This window comes from Terriglobus sp. (assembly GCF_965201105.1).
In the GTDB taxonomy this organism is placed as follows: Bacteria; Acidobacteriota; Terriglobia; order Terriglobales; family Acidobacteriaceae; genus Terriglobus.
In genome coordinates this window covers 632105-654002 of the sequence record NZ_OZ241741.1, presented here as the reverse complement: position 1 = coordinate 654002, position 21898 = coordinate 632105, and the positions used below count along the sequence as shown (strand labels likewise).

Annotated in this window: 16 protein-coding genes; 6 read left to right on the top strand and 10 right to left on the bottom strand. The window is 59.1% G+C overall.

Features of this window, described 5'->3' with window-relative positions; translation table 11 throughout:
* The first annotated feature begins 130 nt into the window (after positions 1–130).
* Together ACOFKT_RS02850 and ACOFKT_RS02845 are read left to right on the top strand one after the other, a co-directional pair.
* Positions 131–3166, top strand: a complete 3036-nt coding sequence (locus tag ACOFKT_RS02850) for a ligand-binding sensor domain-containing protein (RefSeq protein ID WP_419805926.1) — start codon at positions 131–133, stop codon at positions 3164–3166.
* Positions 3150–3812 (top strand): response regulator, encoded by a 663-nt coding sequence (locus tag ACOFKT_RS02845; RefSeq protein ID WP_419805925.1) that lies wholly within the window; start codon positions 3150–3152, stop codon positions 3810–3812. Before ACOFKT_RS02850 ends, ACOFKT_RS02845 begins: the two co-directional genes overlap by 17 nt.
* 5 nt (positions 3813–3817) lie before the next feature.
* On the opposite strand, the gene ACOFKT_RS02840 is transcribed toward ACOFKT_RS02845, so the two are convergent.
* From ACOFKT_RS02840 to ACOFKT_RS02830, 3 genes are all read right to left on the bottom strand, one after another.
* A complete protein-coding gene (locus ACOFKT_RS02840) occupies positions 3818–4156 on the bottom strand; it encodes a response regulator (protein WP_419807086.1) in 339 nt (112 codons plus the stop codon).
* Between the two features lie 291 nt (positions 4157–4447).
* Positions 4448–5197: a hypothetical protein gene (locus tag ACOFKT_RS02835; protein ID WP_419805924.1), complete on the bottom strand. Its 750-nt coding sequence runs from the start codon at positions 5195–5197 to the stop codon at positions 4448–4450.
* A 618-nt stretch (positions 5198–5815) separates the two neighbouring features.
* Positions 5816–6118: a hypothetical protein gene (locus ACOFKT_RS02830; RefSeq protein ID WP_419805923.1), complete on the bottom strand. Its 303-nt coding sequence runs from the start codon at positions 6116–6118 to the stop codon at positions 5816–5818.
* A 383-nt stretch (positions 6119–6501) separates the two neighbouring features.
* Here ACOFKT_RS02830 and ACOFKT_RS02825 point away from each other — a divergent pair, with 383 nt between their 5' ends.
* Positions 6502–6648 carry a hypothetical protein gene (locus ACOFKT_RS02825; protein WP_419805922.1) on the top strand — a complete coding sequence of 49 codons (147 nt, stop codon included), beginning with the start codon at positions 6502–6504 and terminating at the stop codon, positions 6646–6648.
* 188 nt (positions 6649–6836) lie between these two features.
* Here ACOFKT_RS02825 and ACOFKT_RS02820 read toward each other — a convergent pair whose 3' ends face one another.
* Positions 6837–7730: a tyrosine-type recombinase/integrase gene (locus ACOFKT_RS02820; RefSeq protein WP_419805921.1), complete on the bottom strand. Its 894-nt coding sequence runs from the start codon at positions 7728–7730 to the stop codon at positions 6837–6839.
* Positions 7731–7884: 154 nt separating this feature from the next.
* Between ACOFKT_RS02820 and ACOFKT_RS02815 the strand changes: the two genes are divergently transcribed.
* Entirely contained in the window at positions 7885–8166 is a 282-nt protein-coding gene (locus ACOFKT_RS02815) for a hypothetical protein (protein ID WP_419805920.1), read from the top strand.
* A gap of 689 nt (positions 8167–8855) precedes the next feature.
* Entirely contained in the window at positions 8856–9095 is a 240-nt protein-coding gene (locus ACOFKT_RS02810) for a helix-turn-helix domain-containing protein (protein WP_419805919.1), read from the top strand.
* 61 nt (positions 9096–9156) lie between these two features.
* Here the strand turns inward: ACOFKT_RS02810 and ACOFKT_RS02805 are convergent, their stop codons facing one another.
* From ACOFKT_RS02805 to ACOFKT_RS02780, 6 genes are all read right to left on the bottom strand, one after another.
* Positions 9157–10425: a tyrosine-type recombinase/integrase gene (locus ACOFKT_RS02805; RefSeq protein WP_419805918.1), complete on the bottom strand. Its 1269-nt coding sequence runs from the start codon at positions 10423–10425 to the stop codon at positions 9157–9159.
* Between the two features lie 373 nt (positions 10426–10798).
* The gene (locus tag ACOFKT_RS02800) at positions 10799–10969 is read right to left on the bottom strand and encodes a hypothetical protein (RefSeq protein WP_419805917.1); all 171 of its coding nucleotides are present in this window, start codon (positions 10967–10969) and stop codon (positions 10799–10801) included.
* Positions 10970–11001: 32 nt separating this feature from the next.
* Positions 11002–12231 (bottom strand): MFS transporter, encoded by a 1230-nt coding sequence (locus tag ACOFKT_RS02795; protein WP_419805916.1) that lies wholly within the window; start codon positions 12229–12231, stop codon positions 11002–11004.
* Positions 12232–12242: 11 nt separating this feature from the next.
* Entirely contained in the window at positions 12243–16718 is a 4476-nt protein-coding gene (locus ACOFKT_RS02790; RefSeq protein WP_419805915.1) for a M14 family metallopeptidase, read from the bottom strand.
* Positions 16715–17911 carry a DUF2891 family protein gene (locus ACOFKT_RS02785; protein ID WP_419805914.1) on the bottom strand — a complete coding sequence of 399 codons (1197 nt, stop codon included), beginning with the start codon at positions 17909–17911 and terminating at the stop codon, positions 16715–16717. Before ACOFKT_RS02785 ends, ACOFKT_RS02790 begins: the two co-directional genes overlap by 4 nt.
* Before the next feature lie 158 nt (positions 17912–18069).
* Complete coding sequence (locus ACOFKT_RS02780) at positions 18070–20895, bottom strand: TonB-dependent receptor (RefSeq protein ID WP_419805913.1); 2826 nt, start codon at positions 20893–20895, stop codon at positions 18070–18072.
* 247 nt (positions 20896–21142) lie between these two features.
* On the opposite strand from ACOFKT_RS02780, the gene ACOFKT_RS02775 reads away from it, so the two are divergent.
* Entirely contained in the window at positions 21143–21832 is a 690-nt protein-coding gene (locus ACOFKT_RS02775; RefSeq protein ID WP_419805912.1) for a GntR family transcriptional regulator, read from the top strand.
* The last annotated feature ends 66 nt before the right edge of the window (positions 21833–21898 follow it).

Here is a 21898-nt window from a genome sequence, read left to right as displayed (position 1 = left end):
GAGGATCTCCTTTATCGCGATGTTAAGGCGATTGCGGAGCGGAAGACATCGTTGTCGCTACATGGTTCGTGAGTGTGGCTCCACATGCGCTTAAAATGTAGCTCCGCACTATGCTGGTAGGCGTTGTGTTGTGCTGCACCCATTCCAAAGACAGACACCGACAGGAACACATAGCGTGCACGACATTCTTAATTCGAAGCGTTCCGTTATAAGGTGCGAGCTGTTTCTCCTACTTTCCTTTCTCGCCTGCTTGTCGCAACAGGCTTTCGGGCAATTTCGGTATACGCAGTGGACAGCTGACTCCGGGCTACCGCAAAGCAGTGTGAGGGGCTTGACGCAGACGCCGGATGGGTTTCTCTGGGTGGCCACGCTGAACGGCGTAGCTCGCTTCGACGGCATCCATTTCCAGGTCTTCGACAAAAGCAACACCCCCGGCATAACTTCCAACAGATTTGTTGGCATGGTGTCCGGAGAAGGGAATGACCTTTGGTTGACAAGCGAAGACGGGGGCTTAATTTGCTTCCACAATGGCACTTTCCGAACCATCGCCGAGGCCGCCGGGATTCAGCAACATACTGTTCTCGGCATCACCCGCGATGACGCCGCTCACATCTGGGTTCAATCAAACGGCGCAGTGCTGCGATGGAACAGTCTGACGGAGCATTTCGAACGAGAGTCATTCAGCACCAAAAATCTCTCGTTCCGGTCGCTTTGGTGGATCGGGACTGGCTTCTGGGCACAGCGCGACAAGCAGATCATCTGCTTCAACCGAGGTCATCTGAGGACCTTCGCCATTCCGTCCAGCATTCCCTCTGGACAGATTCGTGCCATCGCGGCGAACGCTTACGGCGATGTTTGGCTTGGTACAAAAGACGGACGGATCGGCAAACTCGGCGGCAAAGCCGTCACCCTGACGGCGAGGTCGGACACTTTCGCCCTACATGCAGTTGGGCTAGCCGACTGGACCATTAAGGTTTCCGCTCGCCGGTTCCAGAGAAGCCTGCAAGTTCCAGTAGACGGTGTAATTAAGGAGATCCCGATGAACGTGATCGGTTTCGACAACGAAGGCAATACATGGGTTGGATCGGAAGGTGAAGGCCTATTCCGGATTCAAAAGCAATTCATCACAGCTTTGACCAGCAACCAGGGCCTTGCCAGTAACAACGTTTACCCCGTGCTTCGATCGAAGAACGGTGACATCTGGGCGGGAAGCTGGCCCGGTGGTTTATCCCAAATCCGAGATGGACATGTGTTGAGGACATTTCGGTCGACGCAAGGCGTCCCCGGCCTCGTAACCTCCCTCATGGAAGATCGTGACGGGAACTTGTGGATCGGAACACACGGGGGAGTTCGGAAACTTGTGAATGGACGCATCATGCCCCCTCCGATGATTTATCACGGCATTCGCGCTGTTCCCCAGGTAATCGACCAAACCGCTGACGGAGCCATGCTGTTCGGAACGCCAGAGGGACTTGATATCATACGCGGTTCGAGCCTACGGCACCTTACCGCTGCAGATGGTCTCGCTGCAGACGACGTTCGCGTCATACTCGAGAATGGTGACGACCTATGGATTGGTGGTTACGGTGGGCTGACACGTCTCCACCAGGGACAGCTAACGCGCTGGACGGAGAAGGAGGGTCTGCCGAGCAACAACATACGTTGTATTGTGAAGGATTCTTCGGGTGCTCTTTGGGTGGGAACCTACGACGGTGGAATCGGTTGGTTCCACAATGGGCGGTGGTTCCCTTTCAACAAAGACAATGGATTGTTCGACAACGGCGCATTCCAAATCTTGGAAGATGAAAGAGGCTGGTTTTGGATCAGTTCGAATCGAGGGATCTTTCGAGTCTCTCTTGCTCAACTCAGGGCTGTCGCAGAGAAGCGGGAGAAACTTGTCACTTCGATTTCGTACGGGCGGACTGATGGCATGCCCAGCGCAGAATGTAATGGAGGCCTCTGGCCTGCAGGCGCAAAGGGGCCTAACGGAACTCTTTGGTTTCCCACCCAGATGGGACTTGCAGTCTTGGATCCGCACAAGATCAGGTTAGTCAACGAGCCCCCCAAGGTTGCTCTTAAAAACATCTACATAAATCACGAGCCGCAACCGGCATCAGGATCTGTAACGCTTAGGCCGGGGCAGACCGATCTGCAAATCGATTACACCGCGTTGAGCTTTACGAATCCTGAACAGATCACCTTTCGCTATCGACTCAAAGGCTTAGACAAGGACTGGCAGCAAGTAGGCCTTCGTCGAACGGCTTACTACACCCATCTCCCTCCAGGCGACTACACATTCGAAGCTGCAGCCGAAACTAATGCCGGGATCCGTAGTACGCATAATGCTTGGATACGCGTTATCATCGCTCCTCCTTTCTACAGGCGCTGGTGGTTCATTGCTCTCATGTTACTGCTAACCTTTTGCACTGTTTCGAGCTTATGGTCAATTCGCGTGAAACAGTTACAACAAGTGCAGCTTCGCCAACAGAGCTTCTCTCGCGATTTGATAGCTTCTCAGGAAGGAGAGCGAAGGCGGATCGCTGCAGAGTTGCACGACAGCCTTGGACAGCGCCTCATCGTAATCAACAATCTTGCACTACTCCTGCTGCGAGCAAAAGGGAAGGTGCGCTCAGAAGAAGAAAAGCGGAAGACCATCGAGGAAATCAGCGGCGAAGCGTCAGCAGCCATTGAAGAGACCCGCGTTATCTCTTATGCCCTACGCCCCTTTCAGCTTGATCGGCTTGGCTTAACCCGAGCGATCCAAGCTCTCTGCACGACGGTCACACGCGCTTCTGACGTTATAGTTCGAACCGATCTCGAGGATATCGACGATGTCCTGCCTGAAGACCTACGCATCAACGTCTACCGTATTGTGCAAGAAGGCCTCAACAATATCGTCAAGCATTCCGGGGCTACCCAGGCAATCGTTAGTTCAAGCCGCGAGCAGGAAATCGTCACATTGAATATTCGGGATAACGGTCGCGGAATTGTCACGCAATCCCGAGTGGCACTGACAGGGCAAGGCGGTTTCGGAATCACCGGAATGCGGGAGCGCATCACATCGCTCAATGGGTCACTTCGCGTTGAGAGCAGTGCGGCAGCTGGTACTCTCTTGACCATTCAGTTCCCAATCGCGCACAGTGGTAGCAATGAGCGATGTCATTGAAATCCTTCTTGCCGATGACCATCCAGTGGTGCGCCGCGGCTTGAGAGGCACCATCGAAGACGATGATCAGCTCCGGGTCATTGCAGAAGCAGCTGATGGAAACGAGGCACTCAGGAAGATTGGAGAACTGCACCCCGCGATCGCGATTCTCGATGTTGACATGCCGGGTCTGAATGGCCTCGATGTTGCTCGCCGTTTAGCTCAAGGTGCCGCTTCGACACGCATCATCTTCATGACCTTCCATGCAGACGAGGACCTTATGCGTGCTGCCATGGAGGCTGGGGGAAAGGGCTACCTTCTCAAGGGGAGCGAGACGGAGGAAATTTGCGCTGCTATCCATGCAGTACAGGCTGGCAGGACCTACATTGGGTCGACCATGGCTTCGGTCATCCTTAAGCAGAAGGTGGAGGATCCGAGCGCCTCCTCCTTTGACCTAAAGATGCTGACTGTGACCGAAAAGAAGATTTTGCGTTTGATCGCAGATGGCCTGTCGAGCAAAGAAGTGGGTGACGAACTGAGCATACATTACCGCACCGTCGAGAACCATCGCACCAACATCTGCCGCAAGCTAAGTATTGAAGGCGCTAACGCTTTAGCACGGTTTGCATTGCAGCACCGTGCAGCCTTGCACGAGAAGTTGTTTTGAACTGTTCATCCGGTGAAAGCCGCTTGGATGACTGCTTCCAGATCAGTTAGGTTCTGTTTCAGAGCGTATGCAACAGCGCCCGCGTCACGAGCTGCGAAGCGTACGTGATCATCGTCGTAGTCCGTCACGATTACGACCCGCGCCTTCGGAAAATGATTCAACAACTGTCGTGTTGCACTCAGTCCATCCATGCAGGGCATCTTCACATCCATAAGAACGACGTCGGGTCGATGCTCCCGGTAAGCCTCTAGGACAGCACTCCCATCTTCCCGCTCTATCGTGTCTTCGGAGATGTCGGCAACCATACGTCTTATCAGATTCCGAACAGACGTGTTGTCCTCCACGATCAAGATTCTCATCTCCTGCGATCTTCCTGCCTTCTTGCGCTTCCTCGGTCTATCATAAGCAGCAAATCGCTTGGCAAAGGACCGTGGCGCTACATGGACGCGTATGTGGAGGTGCGCACGCTCACCGTGTAGAGCCACACTGACGACCCCATGCCTGAAGTTATGAAAGAAGCAGGGTCGCTAGCTGTCGAAAGACGAAACTCTGACGCAGATCGGACTGCACGAGGACTTCGAAGCACGGTCTATAGCCATGCGCTCATGCTGCTGACTATCCAACACGCTTGCTCATCACTGTTGCATTTGTAACAACGCCTCACAGAACGACGTTGGCATGACTCGAGTGCCACCATTGAAGGGACGATCCAGATCGAAAATCGCTAGGAGTGTCACAGAGACAAGGAGTGTCAGTGAGAGCACATGAAACAAATGGATATAGTGCCTTTCGTTTTGCAGTATGCATGCCGCCGCAATAACGCTGGTTCCACCAAAAAGCAGCACGATCCACAAGATGAGGGGAAAGCGTCCGCTGAAGTCTTGCACACGCGCCATATGACGTGTCTGCAAAAGCTGTAATGGTTGGATGACACTCGCCTTGAGCTCGGAACTGCCATTCTTACAATCGTCCAATGTCCGCCAAGCCTGTTCGATCACATGATCCGCGTTGAAGTTCGCTTGGCCATTCTCCATCGCCGGCCACTCCGTTGTAATGACTGTTTCTAGGTATTGCTGCACATCCAAACGCAACGGATCGGCACACGCGGGCGGCAGGAGAGCAGCCATGCGGTACGTAACAGATGCTGCTGCAGCTTCGCTCCTGGCATCGACATCCGCATTTTGGAAAGTCGTCCAAGCGTCAGAGAGCATGAACCCCAACACGACTGCGTAAAGGCTGCCAAGGATGCTGAGCTGCCATCCGTTTACACCGTTTGCTCGTCGCCGCATGTCGGCGTTGAGGTTGCGCCGTAGGAATAGGACAATGCCAAAAGCTATAGTCAGTGCTGACAACACTACTGCCACGCTTTCGATGTAAGAGAGCATTCAACTATGATGAGTGGAACGCGGTTCTCACCGCGGATTCATCTTAGCCTCGTTCCCTTCAAGTCACGAGCCCGGCTGCGTCATAACGCATAGCGTGCGTTACCACACGCCCCTTTGTGTAGTGACCTATATTGTCGTTTCTCACATTAGATGTCGTTGTTTTCTCACGCTCTTTGTCGCGCGCGGCGACACGGTCCCGTTTGCACCGGATCTCGGCTCGGGATGTAAAGGCAGCTGCAAGAACGGGATGCGATTAGAAGACGACAAGCATCGTGAGAGATTTACGACAAGGAGCGTGAGAGCGCCGCGACAACGAGTGTGAGAAGCAACAGGACAGGACCTTCGTGCTGTAGTCACGCATCACCAGAAGCAAGGTCCAATATTCTCGCGACTTCAGACCGTTCTCCATTATCAGCTGAAAAGACCAATCGCTTGTGTGGGGCATAAGATCGGCTGCCTGCAATCCGCTGAGCGGATAGCTAGTGCGACGTAGCTTGCGTGAGTCTACTTGAGTTGGCTTCAAGAAGAGCGACTTTAGCCAGCGCCACCACCAGGCTTCGTCGGTCCTTGGGGCGCCGGTCACCTTAAGAGTTCTATTCGTGATCTCGAGCTCGGCCATCAGTTCGATCCCGTGAGCTGATTGATCGTGCCTACGATCTGCGCGATGTTGGCTGCATTCGAGAGCGTGAAGAGACCCCTGATCTTCTCCCAGGTCGAGCGTGCCTGCTCGCCTTTGTTGGCGTTCACCAGGTTCTGAACCTCGAGCAACTGCTTAATCACATGCTTACCGTGTGGCTTCGCAAGCGAGACAAGCTCTGCCCAGTCCTCGTCGGCTACGTGGCGGCCGATGTTCACGTTGTTGGTGATAGAGCCCGTCTTGCTACGAGTTACGATGACGCTGTTTGTGACGTTGCGATCCATCGGCTGAGCCTTCTTGGACAAGACAGATGTGAACTTGTCTGAATGGCTAAGAAGTTTAGCACCGTTCAGCGAGCGAGTGCGATCGCTAGTGATCCTTGTGTTTTCCATGGTTTGACTCACAACATCATGCGCAGTTGAGGGGGGTAGTGGCCACAGTTCATAAGGGCGGACGCAAGGAGGACGAAGCGCGAGGTCGCTACAGGCACGCGGACCATGAACGAGGCGAACTCTGTCGGTGATCTGCTCGCCCGTCTTCGAGTTGCCGGCATCACCAAGCCGCCATCGCGCGCAGCCCGGTCCAGCGGGCGGCGGTCAAGACCGGCATTCTCACCGAAGATGAACTCTCCTCGGCCCTTACCTTCGTCAACGGCATACCCACCCGCATGGGGCTGTCCGCCATGCATGTCCTGCTGGCCCGCAACATTATCGATCGCGATCAATTCGACGCTGCTGGAATTCGTTTCCTGCTGGTGCGCTTACATCGGGCGGCCATAGCCGAGGGGCTGGAGCGCGGAACGCCAGTCACCTGACTTCAGCGGTGGGATCTCCGAGGTGGCCCTCTGGCGCATAAAGGTAAGTTACTGAAACTGCCTCTCGGCTTAAACTGCTGCTCCAAAGAAATCTACGCATGCGGTAGCCGCTCCCGCCAATTGAATGATCGTAGGCATTCGAGCTTTCGGCATTTACGTCGATGCTGCATTTACTTCAATACGCATTTCTACAATCCCAAACTGTCGTTCACCGCGACCGCGATTTCCTGCTCGGACCCAAGATACCGCTCTGTGGTCTGGATCGACGAGTGCCCCAGCAGGAACTTGATCTGTTCTAGGTCACCCCCGGCTTTGCGGCAGAGTTTCGCGCAGGTCCGGCGCAGGTCATGCGCCCCGAAGTTCTCGATCCCGATTTCCCGAGCCGCTTCCGTGACGACCGCCCATACTGCCCAGTCACTCAGGCTCTCTCCGACTTTGCCGCCCTTGCGGATGGAGCGGAACAGCGGTCCCTCCTCGACACCACCTGCAGCCTGCCAGGCATTGATGCCCTGCTTGACCCACATGGGGATAGCCACGGTGCGGATCCGACCGCCCTTCCCGCGAAGGTCAGCGATAACCCAACGGTTCTCCCGTAGCTGGATCTCCTCGACCGTGAGCGAGGCCAGTTCCCGCCTCCGTAAGGCGCAGCCGACCAGGAGCGCAAGGATGGCGTAGTCCCGCTTTCCCTTCACGGTGGATCGATCCGGGACAGCAAGCAGTTCCCTTGCCTGCTCCTTCGTCAGCCAGTTTCCAAGCCGCTTGCCGCTCTGCCGGATGTTGGGGACGTCGGTGAGGCTCGCGGCTTCCTCCGCAGAGAGCATCCCGTTCCGCTTCGCCTCCGTCACCATTTTGCGGACGGCTGCCAGGCGGACGTTGACGGTGGATGGCGCCAGGTCTTCCATCGAAGTTCGGTATTCCATGAGCAGCGCGCGGGTGAGCGGCCGGCCGGCAGCGAAGGCGAACAGCAGGTCGAGCGCCTTGGCGTAGTTGCGGCGGGAGTGGGGAGAGGTGACGGAATCCAGCACCATCTGCCGCAACTGGAGCTGGGCAGGCGTCAACGCCGTCGTTCCAGGCGTAGCCAAGGGTTCCCCAGGCCTAAGGACCACAATTTCTGCTGTTTCGCTCACTCCCGCAGTTTACCTCCGACAAGGAGCATTGTCGTGGGTAAATATCTATGAACTTCGGCGGCGTAGTTGGGAGGTCGCCCAGTAATCCCGGTATCCTGATTAAGCTGCTTTGGAGGTGTTTTCCCATACCCAGGCCGTCAAATGGTCCCGCGACGTGCACGCCATCCGCGAGCGCGCGTTTCATTCCCGGACCGAAACGTGGTCCCGCGACATTCCGAAGGACAGCTCCGATCACTGGGCCTGCGATGGCTTCCACACCACGCCTGTGAAAATAAGGCGATGGTTCCAGATCGATAAGCAGATTGATGGTCCGGAACGCCACGACGGAATCTATGAAGTTGCGTGCGGGATCCGGGGCCGCATCCTGCTCGACGGCAACACGTATAAATGACAACTCGTCCAAGCGGACCCGAATGGGTTCATTCAACTGATTGGCCGGACGGCCTGAACAAGTACCTGCAGATCGGTTGCGCGATCTCAGCGATGAGCCGAGCGAACACAGGCTGAGCCTGTACGTGGACCCAACCTACTGGAACCGGTGACACCGCGCCCATTACTGGCATCTTGGCCTTTTCTTCTATACTGCTCAGCATGCAGATGACGGGTACGACAACAGATTGACATGACCAGGTTGGGTGGAGCGGTGCTGATCGGCGCGTGTGTCGTCTGGCCGTACGCACCGCACGATGGCCTGTGACGGTGGCGAACGGGACCCTTTCGTGCCACGCTCCAGGCCAAGACGCTAGAGGTCCGCTTCACGCATGCGCAGACAACGTCACGTCGCATCTACCGGCTTCGGCGATGGGAAGCGAACCAAGCGTCGCAAGTACGCAGCGGTCGGCTTTGGTGAGTGGCACCCGAACAGCGTCGATGCGGTGCATGCAAGGCGTGCGGAGCGAAGACGCGAGAGGGCGCTGAAAAGTGGCAGGCCGACAACCCGCAGGTGCAGCCGACGTTCTGGAGTTGTCTGGCTAATCGGCTTGAGCACTGGTTCAGGTGGGTATTCCGCGAGGCCGGGAGTGAAAAGAGAAGTCTGAGGCAATAATCAGGGTCCTGGATTTCTAGGCGGTACAGGCTCGCATGAAGATAGATTCCACCGCCGCCATCCTCGTCCAGTTCGAAGCCCGCCAGGCTGACATGAAAGCAGGCAGGGCAGGTATGTTCACCACCATGGAGCTGTGCCGCTTGCTCTCTGTGACGAAGCAGACTGTCAGCACCTGGGTGTCGCAGGGCACCATCCCACACTTCCGCATCGGCACCCTGCTCCGCTTTGACCCGGTGCAGCTCATCGCATGGATTGAACAGCGTCAGTCAGCGTAGAACAACCGAAGTTGAAGGCCCGATGCTTAGGACCAGCATCGGGCCTTTTTCGCATGTGAAGCTATGCAGCTTGCTGCAGCGCCGCGAAACACTTCTCCATTGATTCGCGGAACTCGGCCCGGGCAAGGTCCTGGCCAGTCAAGTAGAGCATCGTCGTCTCAATGTCAGAGTGCCCGAGCAGGCGCTGCACGGACGGCACCGTGAGACCTGCTTCATGCCACCGGTTTGCAGCGGTACGCCGGAAAGAATGAAGCTGCCAGTTGCCGCAGACCGGATACTTCTTGCAGCTTTGCCCCGCACGGTTTACGCATCGACCGCAGTTCAATCCAGCGCGGAACGCGACGTCCTTGAGGCGGCGCAGAAGGTGTCCGTCCGGCTTGCCCTCAGGCGTTGGGAAGACCAGGCGGTCGTTCGCCCTAAGTGCGCGACGGTTCTGCAACTTCGTGAGCAGGTCATTAGGCAGGGGGATCTGGCGCTCTTCCCCATCCTTCAGCGTGAACTTCAGGTCCGGCTTTGCGTGGAGGTGAAGCATACCGCGCTCGAAGAGGATGTCCTCCCAGCCGAGGTGGCTCAACTCCTGCTCGCGCAACCCGGCTGACAGAAACATCTCCCAAGCCAGCCGTTCTTCGAAGCCGCTGGCCGCCAGCAAAGCGTTGACCTGGGTAGCGCTAAAGGTGTGGGGAATCTTCTTGTGAACCGCCGGGGCATCCAGCTTGTCGATGATCTCGCTTACCTTCTCGACCTTGTGCGTCCGCAAGAAGGCCCGTACCGTCGTGAGGCGGTTCTGGATCGTCTTCGGGCTCATCTTGCGCCGCATCAGGTGCTGGATGAATAACTGGATATCCTCACGGGTGACCTCGGTGGGCATCTTGTTTCCAGTAACCTTGCCGAATTCGGTGAGGTCACGGAGATACTGGTTTGCTGTCCGCCCGTTCGGGTGCAAGGTCTCCACTCGCCGGATGTAGGTCGCGAGCAGGTCATGGAAGTGGTGTACGGACGGGGGCACTTCCGCCCCGGTGCGGGACATCAGGCGCAGTCCGCTGGTTTCTTCGATCAGGGTGCCAAGCTTCAGACCATCGAGCTGATTCTCGCGCTTTCTCTTCTCGCTGAGCGCCTTGGTCGGATCCTCTCCGACTGCTTCCCAAACTCGCCGTCCCTTGACGGTGTACCGGAGGTAGTACCTGCTCCCAGGTAGAGCGGTTGGCTTTCCCGCGACGAGGCCCCAGGAAGGCTTCACGCGGGCATTTCCAGCCATGACAGCAGCGTGGTGGGTGCGGGTTCCATCGTTGTGGTTGACCCGGAGGACAAGGCTTACAGCGGATTTCGGCATCGTGGTACTCCTGTGTGGATGTACCCGTCAAAACCGCCCTTTCTCGATTATGGTAGCCATTACTGGTAGCCAGAGGCTAAGGTTGTTGAAAACACAGGGTTGGAACTATCTCCCCCACTCTCCGCCACACAACACTCTGAAAGCCGCGCTGAACGCGGATTTTCGACGAACCCCGCGCCTGGTGCGGGTTTCTGTTTGTGGAGTGTTTTTACGCTTGTGCTGTTTTATTACCCGTATTCTTTCCAGCGACCCTCTTTCCTGCGATCACGGGTCCGGCATGCAACCAAAGCCTGAGCGTGCCAGCTCAATGCGCGTTGCTCGCAAAGTGAAACTGGACGGGAAGTACCGCGCTTGCAGCGTTGGCGGCGATTACTCAAATTTCGGCAATTCGATCCGGCATTTGCGCCGGGAAGAGCGCAGCGAGTTTCGCGGCCTCGAACTGCATGAGATCCTCGCCATCGATGCCGAGATCGGTCAGCGCCGAGCGGGTATCCCATCTCGTTTTGTTAGCCTCTCTGACACCAAAGTCCGTGAGCTGATGCATCAAGCTCACACCAGCATGAACGCTCTGAGGCGTCATTCTTGCGAACTCATCCACTCCCGTTGCAGGCACAACGCGATCAGGGCAGCCATGAGGAAGCCACCGGATGTGATTGTCAAACCGAAGACGAAGCCGTAGTCTTGGGCGGCGCGACCGACTGTGTAAGGTGCAGCGGCGCTGACGATGCGCCCCAGATTGTAGGAGAACCCCAGAGCTCGTCCCCGGAGCGCCGTTGGGAAAGCCTCGCTGGCGATGACTGCAAAGCCGCTGAAATAGCCCGATCCCCAGAAGCCAACGACGGGGCCCAACAGCAGAATCGCCACCGAAGAATGCACAACAGCGTAGAGCGGCACCACTGCGGCAGCCACGAAGAGAAAGGTGACGTAGCAGGTCTTGCGACCGAAGCGATCCGCGAGCGGGCCGAAGCTCACGTAACCGAGGAAGGTGCCGATCTGCATGACGATCGTCCAGGTCGAGGTGTGCAGGACATCGAGGCCGTGACCCCCGCGGCTGACCGGCGCGGCAAGAAACGATGGTGCCCAGGAGAAGAGGCCCCACCAAGCGAAGAGGCTGGCGGCGTTCATGCCGGTGATGACGGCCGTGCGGACGGCGAGGCGGCCGCGAAAGAGCCTCGACACAGGCGTGTCGGTCGAGGGAGACCAGTGCTCCGGCTCCTTGACCTTGCGGCGGATCCAGACAGTGACCAGGGCCGGCAGCAGGCCTGCGAGGAAGACGGCGCGCCAGCCGAAGTGCGGCATCACGACGGCAACCACGGCAGCGGCGAGAGCATACCCGATGGCCCATGCGCTCTGCACAAGAGCGAGTGCCTTGGCGCGGTGACGTTGCGGCCACGTCTCGGCAACGAGCGCGGCACCGGAGGCCCATTCACCACCCATACCGATGCCGAGAAGCAGGCGGCAGATCGCGAGCTGAGGAACCGTGTGCACAAAAGCGCACAGTCCCGTGCACACCGTGTAGATCAGAATCGAAAGTGAGAGAGCGCGGGTACGGCCCAGGCGGTCGGCGATGAAGCCGAAGGAGATGCCGCCCGCTGCAGCGGCAATCAGTGTGCCGCTCATGATCAGGCCGGCGTTGGCCGAGCTCATGTGCAGATCCTTCTGTGCCGCCGGGATAATCATGGAGTAGAGCATCACGTCCATGCTGTCCAGCATCCAGCCGAGCGAGGCGGCGAGCAGGGCGTTGCGTCGCGCCGGCTCCCGGGCCAGAGTCCAGAAGCGATCGTCTGCTTTGAGAGCTTGATGCAAGGCTTCCCCGATCAGTGTTGCGTGGGACTGGGCGCAGCGGGCTGCGACGCTGCGGGTGTACGCTCCACATCCAGCGGTTCGCCTGCTCTACCGGCGGGTTCTGACACGGGGGCGTTGGTTCCGCCGGGCTGGGCAGGTGTCGCGGGCGTGGTGAAGGGTTTGCTGTCCGGCAGCACGGGACGGTCGCGGTTCACGCTCCATTGCACGCCGTCAAAGAACTCTTTTTGCGTGCGCTTAATCTTGAACTTGCCGTCGGAGAGGAACTGAAGGTGCGCGTGGTCGTAGGCAAGACCGGCGCCTGCGACCAGGTGCAGCCAGGGGCCACGCGCGGTCTCGTCGGGAGCTTCCGTGTAGCCGTCATCGTAGGTGACGTCCGGAAAGCGTGCGCTGAAGGCAGCGGAGCGCGCGCCGGGCTGTTGTCCTGTCACAGCCATGTACACGCGAACGCCCTTATAGATCGGCTGTTGGAAGGCACGCTGATCCCACTGCTGGCCGTAGCGGAAGTACCGGCCGTTCATGCGCGCGTTCATATCCAGCACGCCTGGGGCGGTGCTCATGCTGTTCACGATGTAGTCGCGCAGGGTGTAATTGACTGTTTTGCTCTGCGGGTGTTCGGGATCGTTGAAGTAGTAAAGACTGGTGAACCAGCCGCGGGGCGCCCACCAGGCCCGGCCGAGTTCGGCTCCCGTGCGAGAGATGACCCAGGCCGAGTACTCGGAGAAGGGCTGCACCCACTCGTGCGAGGGATAGCCGTGCGGGTTGAGGAAGCCGTCGGGCAACCATGCCTCCCAGAGCTGGCGGCGTGTGCGTGACTCGGGATAGACAGGATCCTGATCCCATTGACCAGTAACCATGTCTGCGGTCAGCGAAGCGTGATAGCCGGCGTGGAGCATGTTGTCCGGCGTGATGCGGGCGAGGTCCATGGCAAGCTCGGCACCGTCGGGGTTGGTGACGGGGTGGATGACGACGTTCACCTTGTCGAGCGCCTTGCGCCGCGTGGGATCAAGCATGAGTTCTTCCGCCAAACGCTGGATGTGGCTGGTGCTGCTGACCTCGTTCGCGTGCTGGCGGCCGGAGTAGATGATGGCTGCCTTGAGCGTCGTCTCTTTCGCCATTGAACGTAGCGTGGACGGAGTCGGAAGCATGATGTCTGCGGCCCAGATGTTGTTGCCCATGTAGCTGCGGCCCATCCAGTAAACGTCGACGCCGGGGAATGTGGAGAGGCGTGAGAGCAGTCTTGCGTTCTCTTCAAGACCGATGGGCTGGTCCCACTGTACGTAGGTCTTGTCGGCCTTCTGTGGCGCGGGTGCAACGTCTGTGATCTGCGGGCGCGGGTGCGGGGGAGGGATAACGGATGCCTGTGCGGAGACGGTTTCGGCTTTGGTGTGCTCGGGCGGGTGAAGCTCCAGCGGGAGTTCGAACTCGAAGTCGAGTTGCTGCAGGTGGGGGTAGGAGAGCCGCGCGGTGTACAGGCCCGCAGTGTGCAGCTTGCCCAGCCAGTTCAGTTGCGCGCGCGCCTCTTCGGCAGAAAGCACGGTATGCTCCAGCGCATCCTCGGTGACCAGGTTGCGCCACTCCTGAAAATTGTCTTCCCTGCTCGCAACGGGCATGCTCCATGTCAACGCGGCGACCTGGTCAAGGCCGCTCTGCACGCGTGCGGCGACCAAGCGTGGATCGCCGGAAGTGAGTGCGGGCAGATCGCGCGCCCACTCGCCGTGCGCTTCGCCTGCCTTCCATGCGAGTTTGACCTCCGGGTGTGCGGCGTCGGTGCTGTAGTACTCCACGCGGATGTGTGGATCCTTGCCTTCGTCTGAGAGGTGCGCGATCGGTACGACGCGACCCATGTAGTCCATGATGCCGGTGGAGAAGGTGTTGCCGAAGATGTAGAACGAGTTCTGCGTGGCAAAGAGCAGATCTTCCTGCAGGCCCTCAAGCGAGGAGATGCGTTCCTGGTCAAGGCCGAGCGCGTAGTCCGGCTCGCTCATGTGAAAGTCGACCTGAATCGTGTCGAAGAGAGGCTGGTACTCCAGCTTGGGTTTGCCGTTGTTTTGTGCCAGCAAGGAGTGAACGATCCGCGGCATCGTCTTGTCCTGGTAGTGCTCCCAGAACATCTCCGTGTCGGTGGGGATACGCTCGGTTGCGATCTGCTTCCCGGCGGCGTCGGTCAGTGTGACCCAGCCGGTTTCGATGCCAATCTGTTCGTAATTCCTGAACTCAGCGGAGTAGGGCCGCTGGTGCAGGTAGGCCGTGAAGTCTTGCGTGAAGACCTCCTTGCCACCGTGATCAAAGGCATGCACTCGGTAGGTCGGACCGCTGTCCGACTCCATCTTTTTGAGAGCGACGTTCGCGAGCGGCAGCTTCAGGTCGCGGGCCAGGATTTCATCAACCGGATAGAGTTCCTGGATCCAGCGCTCCTCGGTTCGCATCGCAGATTGCTTGTGCGGATCGCGATACGGAGCGAACTCGATGGTCAGACGTTCGGCGTGTTTGCCGGCAAGCGCCGGTTCCACAGCGTCGACGAGCCAGCTGTAACCCTGCTTGTAAGCGGACAGGACTTCGACGCGGACATTGCGAAGACCCGCGGCGTCCAGGTCAGAGCGAAGCTGTTGCGCGAGGAGCTTGCGCTGCTGCGGGCTTTCACTCACGCCGGCTTGCAACAGCATGGGTTTGTCCGCGGGTGCGGAGGCTGCCAGCCGCTTCGCTGCGGCAAGCATGCGCTTGCCTTCCCACTCAAAGGTCAGATCTTCCGCAAACGTTGGCGAGGCCTGCTGAAAGGGCGCCACCTCGGACTGCAGGTGCATGGGCACCTCGCCGCTGCAGCACTTCGTGCCTGCATGCTTGCTGCCGGTCACCACCTGGATGTTAGTGGTGTGCAGGCGTTCTGAAAGCATGGCGCGAACGAATTCCTGGAGCTTGGGATCTACCTCATCGACGAAGATCTCCGCCTGAACCTCCGTGAGGCCGGAGGGATGATCCTTGGCGAGCTGCGCGCTCCAACGGTCCAGGTGGTAGAGGGCTGCAGTGACCTGGCCGGCGTCGGACTTGTGCGTGAAGAAATGCCGAAGATCATCGCGCACTTCTTCGACGCTGGCATAGCGTTTGCCCGGCTCCCAAAGGTACGGGAGATGAGTCGCGGCGTAATCCATGGCGGCTGCGGCACCGGCATCGTCTCCGCGGATAAGCAGAGCGTCGCTCTTGCCCGCGGCGTGGTCCACCACACGGAGCTCGCCTTGACCCGCGGGCAGGCTGGGCAGCGACTTGCCGCCACCGGGTTGCAGCTTGTCCAGGTCGGAGTTCGGCTTGGCTGTGAGCAGGTCTTTCAGGTGATCGGCGGCAGGCGAACCCTCAGCCACCACGGGTGTTCCCTGCACCTGCGCGGGCGTGATGCCGGCGGCAGGCAAGGCGAGCGGCATGGTGATGCCGACGGTCTCAAGTCCGAGACGCGCCGCCAGATTTGCCATAGCTACGCCCGGCGCTCCGGCGGGAACGTAAAGCTTCGCCACGGTTCCGGAGGGAATGGGCTTCTTTGCGCTGCCGGTCAGCAGCCCCTTCACGGTATACAGGCGCGCCAGGTCGAGCGTGCGAAGATCAGCGCCGGACTCGGGCATGGCGGGAAGCGCAGCCGTACGGGCAGAGGCGGCTCCCGCGACGGTGATGGGAGCGGCAGCGGTCTGAATCTGGACCTCCCGCACGGGGCCAAGTGAAACCGGCGTTCCTTCTTCCGGCTTGAGCAGCTTTTGCAGAGCTTCCGCTTCGATGGTGCCCGTGCTTGTGAGGAGAGCGCGGCGAACGCCACTTCCGCCGGCTGCAAAGATGAGCGCCTGCAGCGACACCTTTGCCGTGCTCTTGCCTTTCAGCAGCGCGGCGTTGATGTTCTTCGCGGTAACGCTGATCTTGTCTCCCGGGATGGTCCACAGAAACGGTGCGCGTTCCGCAAAGGCGTCGGCTGCTGTCAGAAGCCCAACCGGGTCCGGGCCCACGATTGCAAGGCCGCCGTCGACGGCGACGACCGCACCTTCGCCAAGGCCAAGCGTAGCGACCAGGTTGTGCACCGCGGCTGCCGATGCGGCAGGCAGAGCAGACTCCCCAATCCAGATCTGCTGGGCAGGTGCGGGACAACCGGCCACAGCCTGCGGCGCACCCTGGACGACGATGGGCAGCGTCATGGCAGACGTCTCATAACCGATGCGCGCCGCCAAATTTGCGGCGGCAGTATTCTCCGCTGCGCTGGGATTAGCGGCAACGATCACATGACCGCAAACCGCATCGGCGATTTTGTCACCGTTGGTGTCCTGCAGCAGCAAACCGAGCTGCCACGGATTTTCGAGGAAGGACTCCTTCTCTTTTTCTTTCTCCGCATCGGAGCTTTTGTCCGCGGTGGCTGTGGAGGACTTCGCAGCCGGAGCGGCAGGTTTTTTCTGGCTCTGCACGGACAGGAGAGGAGCAAAAGCAAGCGTGCAGGTCAGGGGGAGTGCAAGGCGTGTCATCGAGAGCTGTCTCCGTTTGCGGGGCGGGTGGTGTCAACGGGTGGAAGAGGCTTTTCAGGGCCGACCGGCTGCGCCGGGGCGTGGCGCACCGCACGCAGATACAGCAGAGCGTACGTGCCCAGCCAGTGCGAGCCGAGGTAGCCCGCATCTGGGAGCGCCTTCATGCCGCTGGCGGCATTGATGGCTGAGATCTGACGGAGGACGGGTACGCGCGGATCGGACGCCGGCAGAGCATCCGCGATCTCCGTCATGGCATAGGCGCGGTCAAACGCAAGACCGATCAGGTGCGACTTGCCCGCGAACTCTTCCTTGTCGGTAATTTTGGAGACGTCGACCGGCCTGGCAAGGGTTTGAAATTGTTCCGCTTCAAGCGGCGGAAGGAAACCGGTGAGCCATTGCGGAAAGGTGTCGCGCGGCAGGATGCGGCTCATCAGTTGCGCTTCGGCAAGGCAGGGCGACAGGAACTCCGTGCCGCCCGGTTCAAATGCTGTAGGGCAGTCGCGGTCGGCAGCGAAGAGTCGATTCGCGTTGCGCACCACCGCTTCCTTCAGCTTGTCGTTCGGCACAGCGGTCAAGCCGTCCAGCACCAGTGTCATGGACATGGCGGTGTTGGGGTGCACACCGGCGCGCGAGGCGACCTGCAGGTGGTCGTAGTACTCGATCAGCTTCCCACTGAAGAACTCCTGCAGCGGCTTCACATTAGCGGCCAGCTTCGCAGCTTCGGGGTCATTCCAGGTGCTGAGTTCCGCATAGAGCTTCAACAGCCAGGCGTAGCCGTAAGGCCTTTCGAAGTTCTTCGCCGTTTTAAAAAATTCCACTTCGCCCGCGATGTTCTTTTGTCCAAGATGCTCGGTGAGCTTTTCTTGCAAGAGGCGCCGAAGCTCCAGGTTCGGGTAGTCCTTGGAGAGGGCGATCATCATCCAGGTGCTGTTTACGGCAGAATGCCAGTCGTAACATCCGTAAAAGGCGCGCGTCTTGTCGTAGTCGTTCGGTAGTTGCGGGCGTTGGCCGTACAGCCACAGGTACTGCGCACCCTCCGGCGCGGCCTGCGGGTGATCGATGCAGGAGAGCGGCCAGGCAGCAAGGTAAGTCGCCTGCTCCAGGCCGAAGGCCGGCACCACCGGCTTCGGCAGTGATTTGCTGTAAGCAGCAAGCTTCGCGGCATCCGGCGAGCGCGGCGGGGTTGCTGCCATTGCGAGCGAAGACGCGGTCAGCATCCACGCAAGGGCCGCGACCGTAATGGGCGGCTCTATACGTGACCTGACGCGCGGCTTCCCGTTCGACCTCGCACGCACCATAGGGGAAATCCTCGCTGCAGGCCGTTCGACGCGGTGCGCGGAACGGCCCGGGATCAGAAGGTAAAGCGAGCCGCCAGTTCGCCCTGCTGCCGGTTGCCGGAGTCAGAGGCGCGGCCAAACGAGGCGGATGCAGCAGAGGTGGTGATGCTGTTGTAGAGGTAGTTGTCCGCACCGAAGAGATTGAAGGCCTGTCCATAGACCTCAAGCGCAAACCGGTCGTGAATGCGGAAGTTTTTGAGGATGCGAAGATCGAAGGACTTGTACGCCGAGTTCTGAACGTTGGCTGGATCGATTGCGGTCAGCCCGCGTGTGGCGCGATAGTTGTTGATGAGCGTGTAATCGACGTTGCGCTGCACCTGGTTTCGACTGGTGCCGGGAACATACTGCGTAATGGAATCGGCGTTGACCGAGGCCGAGAACGCACTGAACGGTGTGGCGGACCGCAGCGTAAGGATCCCGCTGCCCACGATGCCGTAGGGAAGCTGGTAACCGAAGCTGGCAACCAATGCATGCCGGCGGTCCGTGCTGCCGGGACCCCAGTCCAGATTGCGATTAAGCGGGTTCACCACCGTGGCCTGCGGATTGTTGTCGCGCGTGCTTTGCAGCGTGTAGGACACGGTATACATGTGCCGGTGTGACAGGCGCTTGTCGACGCGCACAAAGAGTGCCTTGTACTTCGAAGCGGCGATCGGCGAGCGTTGGTAGATGATGTTCCATCCCGCCACGGGACGCGCAGTGCCAGTGGTTGGGAAGTTCAGGTCGATGTTGCGGTAGTCTTTCAGGCTGTAGCTGTACAGGCCGTCCACGTTCACGGAGAGGTTATTCGTCACCTGACGCGAGTAGCCTGCCGAGTACTGCTGCGCATAGGGATTCTGGAAATTGGGCGCCATAAAGGTGACGGTGGGCCTATTCGTGGAGCAATAGTCTGCCGCCGTCTTTCCAGCGCCGAAGGGGTTCGGGTAGCTGGGGTTCGCAATCGAGATGGAGCAGCTGACCAGATTGCGTGCTTCTGAGAAGTTCTGCAGTGTCTGGATGTTGTTGTAGTAGATTCCATAGCCCGCGCGAACCACATCGCGAGCCTTGCCGGTGATGTCCCAAACGACGCCGATGCGCGGGGCGAAGTTGTTGCTGTCACCGCGGCGCTTGTTGTTGTTAATGAGAGGGATCGCGGCCTGGGCAGGGGTGTAGTTCAAGTGCTCATTGAAGGAACCGAACTGCCGCTCCCAGCGCAGGCCGAGATTCAGGGTAATGTTGCGGCCGATCTTCCACTCGTCTTCGCCATAGAGACCGAGGGGAGTCGTCGGAATCTTATTTGAGAGAAAGGGAGTGGTCTGTGTGTACGATGTCGGATTCCGCAGAGCGGCGACCGTGGCGGCGTTCTTCGGATCGAAAACCTGGTCGGTGCCGAAGGTGTATGTGCCGTTGTAGTTGCTGGCGGCACCGTCAGTGAATGGAATGTAGCTGAAGTCGAAGCCGGCCTTGAACGAGTGCTTGCCTGCCGTGTAGGAGATGCTGTCCAGCAGCTGAAAACGGCGCTCAACGCCCGTGTCGGCGTAGCCGAAACCGTAGCTGAAGCCCGGGAAGACATACGCGGCCTGCAGGCTGCTGAGCACCTGTTGTGAGTAGTTGCCTGGATCGGTCGGGATCGGTGCGTTGGGTGGGCCCAATTGGTACGACGCGTATGCATATTGGAATCGCAGATCGTTCAGCAGCCTGGGCGAGAGCGTGTAGGTATGGCCGAAGACAATGGACTGGCGCGGGATCTGGCCGTTGTAGCAGTTGCGCACGGTGATGCCACCGCAGCCCTGATAGCTGAGCAGGTTCCACTCCTGCGCGTAGCGGACAAAGATATTCTGTCGATCGGTGAGCGTGTGATCGACGCGGCCGGTGAGCAGCTGGTCGTGACTTGGCTTTGAGAAAACACCGTTGTTCGCGCCGTAATAAGTCGAATTCGCCGAGACGGTGTAGACCTCAGTGGTTTGCGTGCGTTCAAAAGCCGCGTAGAAATGAGTGCGGTCCTTGAGGATGGGACCGCCGATGTCGCCGCCGAACTGATTGCGATTGAAATCGGGATTGATCGTCTGGTTGAATTTTGGCGCGTTGATCACGCGATTGCGCCAGAGCTCGAAGACCTCACCATGGAATGTATTGGTGCCGCTCTTGGTTGCGACAGAGATCAACCCGCCCATGGAGAGCCCGTACTCGGCAGGGTACTGCGTGATGTTGACCTTGAACTCCTGCACGCCACCCTGTGGGAAGTTCTGGCGAGGCTCACCCATCTCGGCAAAGATGTTGGAGACACCGTCGACCACGAACCCGTTCGTGTAATAGCCGGATCCGCCGCCGATCTGCACGTTGTTGTAGAACGAGCGGGACGCGTCCTGACTGGTGCCGGGAATAAGCAGGGCGAGGTTCAGATATTGCCGGGTGTTGACGGGCAGCTTGTCGATCTCGTCCTGCGTCACTACGCCGCCCACGCTGTTGCTCTCGGTATTTACCTGCGGCGAGTAGCCGTCGACCTGCACAACTTCTCCGGCACTTCCCACCGACAGAGTGACGTCCTGGGTCAGGTGCCCGTCCAGATCAACAGCCAGGCGGCTGATGTCGGTTTCGGTGAAGCCGGAGGCGCTGACCTGCAGGCGATAGCGCCCGGGAGCAACCTGCTGAAAGTGGTAGGAACCATCCCCGCCGCTGTTCAGGGCAGATTTCAGGCCGGAGTCGATGTTGACCAGCACGACCGACGCATTGGGAATGATGGCACCGGAGGCGTCGCGCACCGTGCCGGAGATGTCGCCAAGAGTGCTTTGCGCGGCAACCGTAGCGGCTGACGAGAGCAGAAGCAGAGAACAGAGAACCGTGGAACGTGACACTGGGCGCATCGCATCCTCCGAGCCCATACGCCACCGGCGGCGGGCCCTTGTTCACAAGTTTTCACAACGAATTCTCTGCTTATAACCGGATCGTGGGATGGAGTCAACACAAAAGTGAAAGACATGTGACAAGCGTTCGGGATTGCGCTCAGTGCGGTTTGTTGGACAAGCCCTTGCAGGAGATGGCTGCCGCCCAGCTTCAGGTCGGGCAATTCAGGGTTGAACTGTATACAACCTGCGTGCAAGAATGTCGGTCGTGACCGAGGCTATGCGCATCTACGCCGCAATGCGGGACGACGTGATCAGTTGCGAACTGATACCGGGGTCGTCGATCTCTGAGGCAGAGCTGTGCGCACGCTACAACGCGAGCCGCACACCTGTGCGCGAGGCGTGTCGGCGTCTGCAGGAGGAAGCTCTGCTGCAAATAGTTCCCTTTCGCGGCTGCTTCATCGCCCCGCTCACACTGGATGAGTACCGCAGCCTGAACGAGATGCAATTGGTGCTGGACCCCGCGGCGGCGGCGATGGCCGCAGAGCGGGCGACCGACGAGCAGATTGCAGCCATCGAGCGTTGGGCAAACTACGTCTACCACCCTGGCGAGAAAAAGAGCTACGAGACCTTCCTGGAGTGGAATCGCAATTTCCACATCGAGATTGCACAGGCAACCGGCAACGACGTGCTGGTTGAAATGACGGTCAACCTGCAGACGCGGCTGATCCGGTACTTCTACCTGGTCATCTCCATGGCGAGTTACGGCAAGGCGCTGGTGAGTGAGCACCAGGCGATGGTGCGGGCGATTCGTGCGCGTAAACCGGAGCAGGCGCGCGACCATGCCACGGAACACGTGATTCGCACCATGGAGCGCACGGCGTTGATTCGGATGCCGCAGGGCGGTTTTCGCGGAGAGATCCGAAAAGAAGCACGCGCCTCGCGGCCTCGAGCATGACCCATGTTTGCCACACCGCGTATTTTGTTGCAGAGAGTGACAAACAGGCGGGCTGTTGAACGTTCC

Bases quoted from the DNA above. Each gene is read 5' to 3' on its own strand.
- ACOFKT_RS02845 (WP_419805925.1), top strand. From the start codon at position 3,150: ATGAGCGATGTCATTGAAATCCTTCTTGCCGATGACCATCCAGTGGTG.
- ACOFKT_RS02835 (WP_419805924.1), bottom strand. From the start codon at position 5,197: ATGCTCTCTTACATCGAAAGCGTGGCAGTAGTGTTGTCAGCACTGACT.
- ACOFKT_RS02830 (WP_419805923.1), bottom strand. From the start codon at position 6,118: ATGGATCGCAACGTCACAAACAGCGTCATCGTAACTCGTAGCAAGACG.
- ACOFKT_RS02825 (WP_419805922.1), top strand. From the start codon at position 6,502: ATGGGGCTGTCCGCCATGCATGTCCTGCTGGCCCGCAACATTATCGAT.
- ACOFKT_RS02810 (WP_419805919.1), top strand. From the start codon at position 8,856: ATGAAGATAGATTCCACCGCCGCCATCCTCGTCCAGTTCGAAGCCCGC.
- ACOFKT_RS02805 (WP_419805918.1), bottom strand. From the start codon at position 10,425: ATGCCGAAATCCGCTGTAAGCCTTGTCCTCCGGGTCAACCACAACGAT.
- ACOFKT_RS02800 (WP_419805917.1), bottom strand. From the start codon at position 10,969: ATGCATCAGCTCACGGACTTTGGTGTCAGAGAGGCTAACAAAACGAGA.
- ACOFKT_RS02790 (WP_419805915.1), bottom strand. From the start codon at position 16,718: ATGACACGCCTTGCACTCCCCCTGACCTGCACGCTTGCTTTTGCTCCT.
- ACOFKT_RS02785 (WP_419805914.1), bottom strand. From the start codon at position 17,911: ATGGCAGCAACCCCGCCGCGCTCGCCGGATGCCGCGAAGCTTGCTGCT.
- ACOFKT_RS02780 (WP_419805913.1), bottom strand. From the start codon at position 20,895: ATGCGCCCAGTGTCACGTTCCACGGTTCTCTGTTCTCTGCTTCTGCTC.